The 12,175-nt window shown below is 40.8% G+C and carries 11 protein-coding genes, 1 pseudogene and 1 riboswitch; of the genes and pseudogenes, 6 read left to right on the top strand and 6 right to left on the bottom strand.

Annotation, left to right across the window (positions count from 1 at the left end; translation table 11 throughout):
* Window positions 1-337: 337 nt before the first annotated feature.
* Window positions 338-443: riboswitch (SAM riboswitch) on the top strand.
* A gap of 93 nt (window positions 444-536) precedes the next feature.
* From BABA_RS22470 to BABA_RS22460, 3 genes are read left to right on the top strand one after another with little or no spacing between them, the layout of a single operon-like run.
* Window positions 537-1,550 carry a methionine ABC transporter ATP-binding protein gene (locus tag BABA_RS22470; RefSeq protein ID WP_007087553.1) on the top strand — a complete coding sequence of 338 codons (1,014 nt, stop codon included), beginning with the start codon at window positions 537-539 and terminating at the stop codon, window positions 1,548-1,550.
* On the top strand, window positions 1,540-2,214 hold the full coding sequence (locus tag BABA_RS22465) for a methionine ABC transporter permease (protein WP_007087552.1): 675 nt from the start codon (window positions 1,540-1,542) through the stop codon (window positions 2,212-2,214). The genes BABA_RS22470 and BABA_RS22465 overlap by 11 nt, the downstream gene beginning before the upstream one ends.
* A gap of 17 nt (window positions 2,215-2,231) precedes the next feature.
* Entirely contained in the window at window positions 2,232-3,062 is an 831-nt protein-coding gene (locus BABA_RS22460) for a MetQ/NlpA family ABC transporter substrate-binding protein (RefSeq protein ID WP_007087551.1), read from the top strand.
* Window positions 3,063-3,144: 82 nt separating this feature from the next.
* On the opposite strand, the gene BABA_RS22455 is transcribed toward BABA_RS22460, so the two are convergent.
* From BABA_RS22455 to BABA_RS27420, 4 genes are all read right to left on the bottom strand, one after another.
* On the bottom strand, window positions 3,145-3,777 hold the full coding sequence (locus BABA_RS22455) for a GGDEF domain-containing protein (RefSeq protein WP_007087550.1): 633 nt from the start codon (window positions 3,775-3,777) through the stop codon (window positions 3,145-3,147).
* A 51-nt stretch (window positions 3,778-3,828) separates the two neighbouring features.
* Entirely contained in the window at window positions 3,829-4,113 is a 285-nt protein-coding gene (locus BABA_RS28210; protein WP_007087549.1) for an HD-GYP domain-containing protein, read from the bottom strand.
* 302 nt (window positions 4,114-4,415) lie between these two features.
* On the bottom strand, window positions 4,416-5,150 hold the full coding sequence (locus BABA_RS22445; RefSeq protein WP_007087548.1) for a hypothetical protein: 735 nt from the start codon (window positions 5,148-5,150) through the stop codon (window positions 4,416-4,418).
* Window position 5,151: 1 nt separating this feature from the next.
* Entirely contained in the window at window positions 5,152-5,313 is a 162-nt protein-coding gene (locus tag BABA_RS27420; protein WP_157273247.1) for a hypothetical protein, read from the bottom strand.
* 128 nt (window positions 5,314-5,441) lie between these two features.
* Here BABA_RS27420 and BABA_RS28550 point away from each other — a divergent pair.
* Both BABA_RS28550 and BABA_RS22440 read left to right on the top strand, forming a co-directional pair.
* Window positions 5,442-5,694, top strand: a pseudogene (locus BABA_RS28550) (kynureninase/PvdN C-terminal domain-containing protein); the annotation flags it as partial.
* Window positions 5,672-6,262 carry a hypothetical protein gene (locus BABA_RS22440; protein WP_007087545.1) on the top strand — a complete coding sequence of 197 codons (591 nt, stop codon included), beginning with the start codon at window positions 5,672-5,674 and terminating at the stop codon, window positions 6,260-6,262. The pseudogene BABA_RS28550 and the gene BABA_RS22440, both read left to right, overlap by 23 nt.
* Before the next feature lie 165 nt (window positions 6,263-6,427).
* Here the strand turns inward: BABA_RS22440 and BABA_RS22435 are convergent, their stop codons facing one another.
* Window positions 6,428-7,279: a TetR/AcrR family transcriptional regulator gene (locus BABA_RS22435; RefSeq protein ID WP_007087544.1), complete on the bottom strand. Its 852-nt coding sequence runs from the start codon at window positions 7,277-7,279 to the stop codon at window positions 6,428-6,430.
* Between the two features lie 100 nt (window positions 7,280-7,379).
* On the opposite strand from BABA_RS22435, the gene BABA_RS22430 reads away from it, so the two are divergent.
* Window positions 7,380-10,466 carry an efflux RND transporter permease subunit gene (locus tag BABA_RS22430; protein WP_007087543.1) on the top strand — a complete coding sequence of 1,029 codons (3,087 nt, stop codon included), beginning with the start codon at window positions 7,380-7,382 and terminating at the stop codon, window positions 10,464-10,466.
* A 351-nt stretch (window positions 10,467-10,817) separates the two neighbouring features.
* Here BABA_RS22430 and BABA_RS22425 read toward each other — a convergent pair whose 3' ends face one another.
* Entirely contained in the window at window positions 10,818-12,008 is a 1,191-nt protein-coding gene (locus BABA_RS22425) for a YibE/F family protein (RefSeq protein WP_007087542.1), read from the bottom strand.
* Window positions 12,009-12,175: the final 167 nt, after the last annotated feature.

Below are 12,175 nucleotides of genomic sequence, written 5' to 3'. Positions count from 1 at the left end.
CTTTTTCATTTAAAATACCCCCTATTGATTTGATACTCTTATTATCAAGGAAAACGGGCGTATACACAATCTGGGTGAAAACGGCAACAATCCCATTGAAAACGACAACATTGGCAATGTAAGCGATAATCCCCCCCATTTTCTTACTAATTCACTGTTTTTCTCTGTTTTGGAGCAGGAGGTGAGGCGGGGGACGGTTCAAAAAAAGTTTAAAACCACTTTATTGATTGATACGATAGGAATGGAAGCGTTTTATCATGTCAGAATACTATTTTCAGATGATTGACAAAATAGAAATAGATTAGTAATATCTAAACTATCTTAATAAACTCAATTTAACTTATCGAGAGCGACCGAGGGACTAGGCCCTATGACGTCCGGCAACCCCCTGTATGGGAAGGTGCCAATTCCTGCAGAATGACTTTCATTCTGAAAGATAAGTCGAAATATTCTTTTTGTATTTCGATGCCCCTTTCAGTTGAAAGGGGCATTTTATTATTTTTCCAAAATAATGAAAATAAAAAAGAGGTCATCATATGATTGGAATTCAGAATCTTACAAAGACTTACAAAACGAAACATGGCACGGTAAAAGGTGTCGATGAAGTATCGTTAACGATTAAAAGAGGCGAAATTTACGGGATTGTCGGCTATTCCGGTGCTGGAAAAAGTTCGCTCTTGCGCTGTATCAATTTGTTAGAACGGCCTACTTCAGGCACTATTACCGTCGATGGTACTGACCTTACCTCATTAAAAGGCGAGGAACTGCGCCTAGCACGGTTAAAAATTGGCATGATCTTTCAACACTTTTATTTAATCAGTCAAAAAACAGTATTTGAGAATATTGCCTTTTCTTTGAAAGCTGCCAACTATCCGAAGGGCCAAATCAAAGAACGGGTCGAGGAGCTGCTTGCAACCGTTGGACTTGCAGAAAAAAGGGATGTGTATCCCGCGCAATTGAGCGGCGGGCAAAAACAACGGGTGGGAATCGCGCGGGCCTTAGCCAATAATCCGAAGGTGCTACTATGCGATGAGGCCACTTCCGCCCTGGATCCAACGACAACTAAGTCAATCTTGAATCTATTGAAAAAAATCAATAAAGAACTCAATATTACGATTGTCTTAATCACGCATGAAATGAATGTGGTTAAGGAAATTTGCCACCGGATGGCAATTATGCAAGAGGGACGGGTCATAGAAGAAGGCTCGGTTTACGACCTATTTGCCAGTCCTCGAGCCGAATTGACAAAGGAGTTTATTGAGAGTGTCGTTTCCTTTGACGTTCCGGAGGCGATTTTAAAAAATTGTGAGGGTCCAATCATTAAAGTGACGTTCAAGGGAAAAGTCGCAGGTGAAGGAGTCATTTCAGACATGCTCCAGCAATGTAACGTAAAAGGGAACTTCCTTCATGGTTCGATTGAATACATTCAAGAATTGCCGCTGGGAATCTTTATTATGGAACTGAAAGGACAGAAGGACGAGGTTAAACGAGCGCTTCAGTATATCGAAGACAGGGCAGCGCAAGTGGAGGTGTTACGTGATGGGCGTTGATTTCAATCATCTAATCGAGCTGATTCCCGATATCAATACCGCTTTTTTACAGACGATTTATATGATTGCTATTTCATTGGTGATTGCGATTGTCATCGGTTTGCCAGTGGGAATTCTCTTATACGTCACGGACAAAGGCTTGTTTTTACAAAATCGCTCTGTTCAAGTTATCATGGGATTTCTCGTCAATTTAATCCGCTCGATTCCGTTTATTATCCTGCTGGTTGCGTTAATACCGTTAACGAACCTTATCGTCGGAACAACGATTGGGCCATCGGCAGCGAGTGTTTCGCTATCTGTGGCCGCCATTCCATTCTTTGCCCGGATTGTCGAAACGGCGTTACGGGAGATTGATAAAGGCGTCATCGAAGCGGCGATTGCTGCAGGTGCAACACCATGGATGATCATTAAAGATGTCCTGCTCCTTGAAGCAAGGTCGGGGATTATTTCCGGGATTACCTTAACACTCATTAGTTTAATTGGCTTTTCAGCGATGGCCGGTACAGTTGGCGGCGGCGGAATTGGAGACTTAGCGATTCGCTTTGGTTACTATCGCTATGACAATACCATCATGATTGCCACTGTTGTTATATTAATTGTTTTAGTTCAGTTTGTTCAGCTTCTTGGGGATTTCGTCGCCAAAGCTGTTGATAAAAGAAAATAGGAAAGAAGGAAATGATGATGAAAAAATGGTTTTTAGCAATGGTTTTAGTTTTAGTCGTTGGGGCGTTAGCAGCTTGCGGCAGCAGTTCAGAAAGCAAAGACAAAGCAAGTGCCAAATCAAAGGATATTAAATTTGGGGCTACTGCGGGTCCTTATAGTGATATGTTGAAAAAAGCGATTGTACCTGGATTAGAGAAAAAGGGCTACAAAGTGGAAGTGGTCGAATTTAGTGACTATATTCAACCAGACAAAGCGCTAGATAATGGAGATATTCAAGCCAACCTCTTCCAAAACTCGATTTACCTTGAAAGTTTTGCGAAACAAAATAACTTGGATTTATCTGCTTTAATTTCGGTTCCAACAGCGCCAATGGGGATTTTTTCAAAAAAATATAAATCAATTGATGAAGTAAAGGATGGGGCAACGGTTACTCTTCCGAATGATCCGACGAATGCGGCCCGTGCGTTGAATACTCTCCGCGATGAAGGGTTGATTAAAATCAACGAAAAGGCCGATCCGATTACAGTATCAGAGAAGGATATTACGGAAAACAAGAAAAACTTGAAGTTCCAGCCGATTGAAGCTGGTCAGCTTCCTCGTTCTGTTGATAGTGCCGACTTAGCAGCAGTTCCTGGTAACTTCGCCTTGGCTGCAAAAATGGACTTACTTGACGCCATTGCACTTGAAAACATGCTCGATCCATACCGCAATATCGTTGCCATCAAAACAGAAAATAAAGATTCCCAACTGGCAAAAGATATTAAGGCCGTTGTCGAATCTTCTGACTTCGAAAAAGTCATCGACGACCAATTCAAAGGCTTCGGAAAACCAAGCTGGATGACAAAATAAAGCAGGGGACGGTTCTCTTGCTTCACACCAGGGGTCAGTCCTCCGCTGCGATAAAGCAGCAGGGGGGCTGACTCTTAAATTATTAAGCTTTTAGTCGAATTTTCATATTATACATTTTTTTATCCGCTACCGGTAATAAGGCATCAAGTGTTTTCCCTTCGGCAGGGTAAATAGCTGTGCCGACTGAAACGCTAATGTCTGAGTAGGAGGACGAAATTACTTTTAAATTAAGGTTAATACTTCCCAACAATTCGGTTGGATTCGCCTTTCCCGGAGAGAGGATAATGAATTCATCGCCGCCCCAGCGGGCAACAATATCAGTATTCAAGACAGCTTTTTCTAACTGACGGGCAATAATCATTAACAGTTGATCGCCTTCTTTGTGGCCAAATTGATCGTTAATTGTTTTAAAGTTATTAACGTCGATGAAGAGAATGCCAATCTCTTGACCCTTCCGATCCGCCCTTGCTTTTATTTTTAAAAAAATGTATTCTACAAATCTACGATTATAAATCCCGGTTAGCGCATCCTTTTCAGAAAAAAACTTTGCACGATCATACTGACGCCCGAACCACCATGCCAGCGCTAATAAAATGGGCAATCCTATATATTCCATCCTACTAATAAACCCATCTCGAAAGAAATAATAGGCAATATAAATAGAATTAATCCCCAATACCAAAAGGAATGTCACAATCCTGCCTTTGTATTTCATTTTTTTCATCCCTTTCAGTAGTTAAGATAATTTTCGCCTGAAGTCCCGAGTTTACGTCCTCGATAGCGAAGGCGGCCTTTTCCATTTCATTTTCGAAGAGGCTAAGGAAAACATCAGTAATTTCGGGATCAAATTGTGTGCCTTTATTTTTTTTATCTCTTCTAGTGTATGTTTCAAGTTAATAGCATTTCGATACACTCGATTTGATGTCATCGCATCGAACGTATCTGCAATCGCCATGATGCGTGCTGCTAATGGGATCTCGTTTCCCTTTAATCCCTTAGGATAACCCTTGCCATCATATCTTTCATGATGATATAAAACAAGATCCAGCACACCATTTTCGTTAAAGCTGGAAACGTGTTTTATGATTTAGTATCCAATGGTTGGATGCTTCTTTATGATGGAAAATTAAGACATAGCACAAAAGAATTTTACTATAAACAAAGGGGGAATCTACCAATAATAAATAAAAGTCGAAAAATTGACAAAAGTCGACTAATAAAAAATGAAGCAGGTGACGGTTCTGCTTCACTTTTTCTAACAATCCCTTCTCTATTCGAGAAGGGATTGTTTTATTTTGAGTGCTTACGGCTAGTTCGCCGAACGTATCTCTATGAAATATTTGGTGTGATCCGCTATCTTTTTTTTGTCATCGGCTTTTTCAAAAAGGAATCGAAACGGAATTTACAATAGGCGATGAGAAAAAACTCCGGCCAGGCCATGGCAATCAGGTATTGCAATAGGGCAAATGCTCCCAGCAATACGTATAATTCCAACAAACTATCGCCGTTGCTTGAAATCGATTTGATGATGGAGCCTCCAAAGATCGTGGCACCCGTCACAAACGACAGGCTAATATGCCCTTTTGATGTTTGAAAATCGTATAGTAATTTCCCTCCTTTTTGGAAGGCTCCTTGTTTCACTCTTCTCAGGGCTCTCAAGGTCGAAAGTACCAAATAAACCAGACCGCCGCCAATGAGGATAAAGCCAGTCGTCCACATATAGTCTGGTGCAAGGCGGTCTTCACATGCAAGAAAATAGACCTTATAAAAATCGAGTGAAAATTTTAAACCGAAAACAGGTAATAAAATGGCTTGGAACTTTTGAAACTTGTACCTATTTTTAGTAAATGTGAAAAAAATGGCTATCAAGAGGTTTACTAGTAATGCATAGATATCTATTCTAATAAATTGATTCCATGCATCGTTGATAAACATCATCGAATCGGCTCCCACAGCCACAACCAATGTGGAAACCGCGCTGATAAAAAAGGTGACCCAAAAAAAGGCAGAGATACCGTCAGGGCTTAAACGTCCAAAGGCAATGTTCTTCAGTTCATAGAAATCGGCTTCGTTACAATTTTTTAACATACTATTCTCCTGGATTCGCCGCTTTCGCTTTTTCAGCGGCCACCACCTTGGCTTTTGCTTTTTTTGCTTCTATTACACTATTTTTACTGCTGCGGATATCCGCTGCGAGATCATTTACCTTCCTCCCCTGAACGAGGGCCTTACTTAAATTAAATTCCACCATTTTTATCACCTCATCCCATTGTATTATTTCTAGCTGAATTTTTTGGGGGAATAACAAAAAATGAATCCTTTTACCTATAAGCAAAAGAAAAATGTCCTAAATGGTGTCAGGCACCATATACTATTTTCATTGGAAACCCGAGAGCGGATTCATGCCGCGGCGGACATGTGAGCCTCGAGCATAGTGAAGCAGCCAGAATTTGTAAATCCTTGAAGGCGAACGGCATTATTCCGGATTTTCGGGCACCTAACATCATTCGTCTTGCGCCAGTTGCTCTTTATACGTCCTACGTGGAATATGGGAGGTTGTTCAAATTCTGAAGAGGATTATCACTGAAAAACAATATGAGAATTATAAAATGAACGGGAGATTATCGCTTAAGACAAATGGTAACCCCCATATTGATGGGTTTTTAAATGGGAACTATGATACTGTTACGGTAGAAAGAGGTTCATCTATCGATAGATTTGGTAATAATGGAGGAGAGCAGTGGGTTTACCTATTTATTGATTATGAAAGAAATAGTGATGGACGGGAAATGGTTTTAGAAACGTTTCAAGAAGAAGTAGAGGCCGTTTCTTATTATTACCTCGTGACTTTGCAGTCTTACTACTTTAATGAATATGTTCTTCCTTATAAAAATTCGCTGTCTCAAATCGACCGACCTGGCTTTACAATCGATCAATTACAGCTTGCTTTAAGCTCTTTACAAGTCAATCACACAACGTATCATTTTTATGACGAGGAAGTTGTTCCGCATAGTATTCATTTAAAAAGAGTGAGCCCAACTGAGTGCAAGGTTCAATACATTGGGGAAAATAAACAAGTGGTATTCGAGACAATGAAGCTTGAAGACTGGGACGCATTTTCCACGATGTTTGATTATGTTTATTTTTTCTCTATTAGACCAAAAATGCAAACAGTTAGTAGCAAATCATCAGTTAGATAATGCCTTTTCCGATGAGGGATATGAGATGTTTTTATCGGAATAGTAAACAGGGGTTAAAGAGACAGTCAAACCAGGTGCGGGATTCCAAAGTAAAGCAGGGGACAGTTCTCCTGCTTTACTTTGGCTACTTGTTAATAGTCGAAATTTGTCAAAAGCAACCAACAATTACATTGGCTGTTCTTTATCTATCCAAGTATAAAAATATTGCCGAAGCAAGTAAGAGATCCATTTACAATGCGGGTGATTGCGAATGTTTTCGAGTAAGCCTTTCACGACCGCAGGCGGCTGCGAAGGCTCTAGCAACTCTTGCCGCAGCAATAGTAACGATTCCTTTTCAATGGACTCTTCCATTTCATCTATTTTTTGCTCGATTATTTTACCGAGCTGTTCCTTCGTTCCTTCTTCCTTCATCGGCTGTGTAAACATTTGGCTAAGCTCTTCTGTTACAAATGGAACCGTCATATGCCGCGCCAGCAAGGTTGTTTTTTCTACAAGCGACTCAGACAATACCTGTAAATCCAATGGCACATTATAGAAAACAAATAACTGCGAATACATATTCATGAAGCCTTTAATGCAATACATTAAATCATATTTTGTCGCTTTGACTTCATCGCCGTATAACCGTTCAATCATCAACAAAATGTTGTTTTCGAGTAATTTGTCGTAGTATTGCATTTTTAATATCAGGTCTTTATTAAATGTTTGCGACTGCTCTTTCATCAGAACTTTGGCAAAATCAGAATGCTTTTGAAAAGAATGATAGATAGCATAATAAAAGTCGTATAAAAGTTGACTGTCCTTTGCATTTTTGACTAGGTAGTCAATGTCCGCGATAATTTGCATCATAAATTGGTCAATTAAGGCGATAATCAATTCGTCCTTTGACTTGAAGGATAAGTAAAAAGCGCCTTTAGAAATCCCGCAATAATCGGTGATTTGTTGGACGGAAGTCGCTTCAAAACCCTGCTTTGCAAATAGCTCCAAAGCCTTTTCCATGATTAATTGTTTTTTCATTTTATTGAATCGCTCCTATAGTCTTTCAATTGACAAATGACTGATTGGTCATTATTATAAGGAATTGAGTGAACTAAGTCAATTTAGGGTAGGTGTAATAGTGAAAGGGTTAGTCAATTTTGTTTTGAAAAATAAATTAGCCGTCTGGCTGCTTACAATTATTATTACGGTATCTGGTATTTATTCAGGTACACGAATGAATATGGAGACGATTCCGAATATCTCGATTCCATACTTAATGGTCATGGATGTGTATCCAGGGGCCACTCCTGAAAAGGTAATGGAAGATGTATCCATGCCGATTGAAAAAGCGGTAGAAGGCCTTGATCACGTAAAAGCCGTCTATTCAAACTCCTATTCTAACATGTCGAGTATTCAAGTGGAATACGAGTACGGCATCGATATGGATGAGGCGAAACGGGAATTAAAATCGGCGCTAGATTCCTTGAAACTGCCGGAAGGAGCGCAAAAGCCGACAACAACGGCGATCAGCATGAACATGATGCCGGTTGTTGCCTTAAGTGTCAGCAGTTCAAAAGACGATATTGTCGAATTAACGTCAACAGTCGAGGAAAGCTTGCTTCCAAAAATCGAAAAAATCGAGGGTGTTGCGTCGGCAACGATTACCGGCCAGCATATTGAAGAAGTGGACCTTACGTATAACAAAGCGAAACTGGCTGAATTTGGTTTAACAGAAGATAAAGTGAAGCAAATGATTCAAGCAAGCAATATGGCTGTATCATTAGGACTTTACGAGTTTAAAGCAGGGGAACAGGCTGTCGCAATTGACGGCAAGTTCATGACCGCTGATGAATTAAAGAATATGCTGATTCCTATCACCCCATCAGCTGCCAATCCATCACCATTTGTAAAGCTTAGCGACATCGCTACCATTGATACAGTTGGTAAAGTACAATCCATCTCCCGCACAAACGGGAAAGATGCGATTGCCATTCAAATTGTCAAAGGCCAGCAGGCAAACACGGTCGATGTGGTAAATAAGGTGAAAAAGGTAGTCAAAGAAGAAAAAGCAAAAATCAGTGGTCTTGTCATAGATGTTACGCTTGACCAAGGAAAACCGATTGAAGAATCAGTGGCAACGATGATTGAAAAAGCAGTATTCGGTGGGTTAATTGCCGTCTTAATCATCCTGCTTTTCCTACGTGATTTTAAATCAACGATTATTTCGATCGTATCGATTCCAGTTTCAATTTTCATGGCATTACTGTTGCTAAACTGGATGAATATTACGTTGAATATTATGACGCTCGGGGCGATTACGGTTGCCATTGGCCGGGTCATCGATGATTCGATCGTCGTCGTCGAAAATATCTACCGAAGACTGCATTTAAAAGAAGAGAAATTAAATGGCCGCGCCCTTGTCCGTGAAGCGACGATTGAAATGTTTAAACCAATTATGTCCTCGACATTAGTAACGGTTGCGGTATTTGCGCCAATGATGTTTGTAGGCGGCATGGTCGGTGAACTGTTTGCGCCGTTCGCTCTAACAATGGCGTTTGCGCTTGGAGCGTCGCTACTTGTGGCAATTACAATTGTTCCGGCTCTATCGCACTTCTTATTTAGGAAAAAGTTATATGGTGAGAAAACAGCAAAACGGCATAAAGAGGCCGGAGAATTAGCAAAATGGTACAAATGGTTCCTTGAAAAGACCCTTAATCATAAAGTGATTTCTTCCATCCTTGCGATTATTTTATTAGGTGGAAGTTTGGCATTAACACCATTAATCGGCTTTAGCTTTATGGGCAGTGAAGAAGATAAAGTCATGTACTTAACGTACACTCCTAAAGCAGGTGAGCTTAAGGACGAAACATTGGACAACGTTCATGCTGTCGAAGAGAAGATGCTAAAACGGAAAGATATTCATATCGTTCAAGTATCTGTTACGGAAGCTGGCGATCAGATGTCAGCGATGATGGGCGGAGGCGGAGGCGGTGCCTTAATGTACCTCATCTTTGACCCAGACATGAAGGACTTCCCGAAAGAGAAAGAAAAGATTGAAAAGTATGTAACGAGCCTTGATCAATCAGGCAAATGGAAGAGCCAGAGCTTCGGTGCGATGTCGGGTTCGACCAATGAAGTCAGCTACACCCTTTACAGTGAAAATATAGACAAGCTAAATCAATCTGTGAAAAAAGTTGAGTCTGTGCTGAAGAAACATAAAGATTTAAAAGATGTGACTTCTAGTGCAGAGGATGCCTACGTGGAATATACTTTCCGTGTGGATCAAGCTAACTTGCTACAGTACGGGTTAACAACGGGCCAGCTTGTGATGATGTTAAGTCCGCAAAAAACGCAGGATGTATTAACGACGGTTGAAAAAGATGGCAGCTCTTTAGATGTCATCGTGCAGCAGGAACAAGCCGCACAGCCGGAATCGATTGATGACCTGTTAGCCAAACAAGTACCGACAGCACTTGGTACGACCATGCCGCTTTCAGAGCTTGTTACCGTGAAAAAGGGAACAACGTTAAATACGCTTGCACGTAGTAAAGGTGAATACTTCGCAACAGTGTCCGGAAAAATTAAGGGCGCTGATATTTCGAAAGTAACGTCTAAAGTTGGAAAAGAAGTAGATAAATTAGATTTACCTAAAGGTGTGACGGTCAGTGTTGCCGGGGTACAGGCAGATATGAATGAAACCTTTACACAGCTTGGTATTGCCATGGCAGCAGCGATTGCGATCGTGTACTTCATTCTTGTTGTCACATTCCGTGAAGGTGTCGCGCCGTTTGCCATCCTATTCTCGTTACCATTTGCCGTTATTGGATCATTTGTCGGTTTATTAATCGCCGGCGAAACCATTTCGGTATCAGTTATGATGGGGCTATTGATGTTAATCGGTATCGTCGTCACGAACGCCATCGTACTAGTAGACCGGATTATTCATATGGAACGTGACGGATTAAAGATGCGTGATGCGGTGCTAGAAGCAGGTGCAACACGTCTTCGTCCAATTCTAATGACAGCCATTGCTACGATAGGTGCGTTAATTCCGTTAGCACTTGGCGCAGGCGGTGGAGGAGGTTTAATCTCCAAAGGCCTAGCGATTACCGTAATCGGCGGATTAACAAGTTCGACATTATTAACATTAATCGTCGTACCGATTGTTTATGAAATCTTGTCGAAGATGTTTAAGAAGAATCGGAGAGAAATTGAAGAGAATTAATTTTAGAATAGACGATAGGCAGAGGGCAAAATGCTCTCTGCCTTTTTAGTGTTTACGAGTAAATCATGGAAAGTGACAAGTAAATTGCTAAAACAGGCGAGTAAAATAGAAAATTTGACGAGTAAATCTGATATTTTGACGAGTAAAGCTTTCAAAGTGACGAATGAGGGAGAGGATTCCTCCCAAAAGTAGAATCCATTTCCGTCGCAGTTTCCTCCAGAAGCAACGGGAAACATTTATTGCCATTACGTTGAAATTTATTAAGGCCGCTTGAATGGGAACAAGCGGCCTCTACAGCAAATTAATCAAATATTGGTTTAGAAATTTATTAGATAGAATTCCCGTTTTCGGCTAGAGGGAAGCAAGAGAACCGTCCCCTGTTTCATCCCTTGTTTCATCTTTTTTAAACTTTGGCATAATTCTTGAAGAAATATAGGCGACGATTGGTACGGTCAAGATCACCCCAATACTTCCGGATACCCCCTGAATTACCTCGATGGCTACGAAATCCATATTGATCAATTGATTAAAAGGTACATTATAGGCATAAATCAAGATGAGCGAAGTTAGGGAAGCACCTGTGAAGGCAAGAATTAAGGTATTGACCATCGTTCCCATCATGTCGCGGCCTACATTGATTCCAGAGATAAATAGCTCCCTCTTGCTTAGAGTAGGATTTGCTTCATACACTTCGTGAACAGAAGAGGCGATGGAAATCCCCACATCCATAATGGCTCCAAGAGAAGCGATAAGAATTCCGGCAAACAACAGACCTCTCACTTGCATGCCCGTTTCATTCGCGATGACAATTAAGGATTCAGATTCATTTGTATTGAAGCCAGTGACGTGAGCGAGCAAGCCGGCAGTACTAGAGATGATACCAGCAATGACGACCCCGAGCATTGTCCCTAGAATCGCTGACAATGATTTTGAACTCCAGCCATCAAGTAAAAACATGGTCACACAGGTTGTGAGCATAACAATCACGATAGAAGCAACGATCGGTGAATAACCTCTATAAAGCATGGGAATAAACAAATAGATCAGGCAGGCAAAAGTAAACACAAGTCCAACGGCGGACTTCAGCCCCTTTTTTCCGCCAATCGCACACAAGGCAGCAAGTAAAATGAAAATCATGGCTCCTAAAAGTGGCGCACGATAATAGCTGTAAACCGAAACCTGGTATGTATTTGGGCCTGCCGTATCAACGGTTGCGATAATTTTTAGCCCTGCTTTTCCGTGAACATTGTAAAGTGTGCTTAAATAGTTTTTCACCTTGTGAACCTCACCCTTATGTTCTCCAGAAAGAAGTTTAACCTCCAGATCTTGGGTGCCTCGGTATAACCCGCTAACCGTCGCATCCTTTTCTAAAGATTCACTGAGTACCCTAACAATCTCTGCCTTTTCATATTTTACATAAGATGTGCCGCCTTGCTCATTGAACGTAACCTCAGGGCTCCTATTAAAAAGAACCAAAATGGCCGAGAAAAGCAGGCCCACGACCACGATGAGGATCGCGCGGATTTTCATAGATTTTAGCATACGTTCCCTCCTAAAAAATTTCCGGATGAATTAGTTTGATTATAAGGAAATAGTGTTAAGGGAATGTAATTTATTAGTAAATTAATATTAAATTTATCAAAAGAGGATGAATATGCATAATTTACAGATAATTTACATAGATGGAATCTTTATTTACATGGAATTTA

The organism is Neobacillus bataviensis LMG 21833, from assembly GCF_000307875.1.
In the GTDB taxonomy this organism is placed as follows: Bacteria; Bacillota; Bacilli; order Bacillales; family Cytobacillaceae; genus Neobacillus; species Neobacillus bataviensis.
This window is presented reverse-complemented; position numbering and strand designations above follow the sequence as displayed.

Bases quoted from the DNA above. Each gene is read 5' to 3' on its own strand.
- BABA_RS22470 (WP_007087553.1), top strand. From the start codon at position 537: ATGATTGGAATTCAGAATCTTACAAAGACTTACAAAACGAAACATGGC.
- BABA_RS22465 (WP_007087552.1), top strand. From the start codon at position 1,540: ATGGGCGTTGATTTCAATCATCTAATCGAGCTGATTCCCGATATCAAT.
- BABA_RS22460 (WP_007087551.1), top strand. From the start codon at position 2,232: ATGAAAAAATGGTTTTTAGCAATGGTTTTAGTTTTAGTCGTTGGGGCG.
- BABA_RS22455 (WP_007087550.1), bottom strand. From the start codon at position 3,777: ATGAAATACAAAGGCAGGATTGTGACATTCCTTTTGGTATTGGGGATT.
- BABA_RS22445 (WP_007087548.1), bottom strand. From the start codon at position 5,150: ATGTTAAAAAATTGTAACGAAGCCGATTTCTATGAACTGAAGAACATT.
- BABA_RS27420 (WP_157273247.1), bottom strand. From the start codon at position 5,313: ATGGTGGAATTTAATTTAAGTAAGGCCCTCGTTCAGGGGAGGAAGGTA.
- BABA_RS22440 (WP_007087545.1), top strand. From the start codon at position 5,672: ATGAACGGGAGATTATCGCTTAAGACAAATGGTAACCCCCATATTGAT.
- BABA_RS22435 (WP_007087544.1), bottom strand. From the start codon at position 7,279: ATGAAAAAACAATTAATCATGGAAAAGGCTTTGGAGCTATTTGCAAAG.
- BABA_RS22425 (WP_007087542.1), bottom strand. From the start codon at position 12,008: ATGCTAAAATCTATGAAAATCCGCGCGATCCTCATCGTGGTCGTGGGC.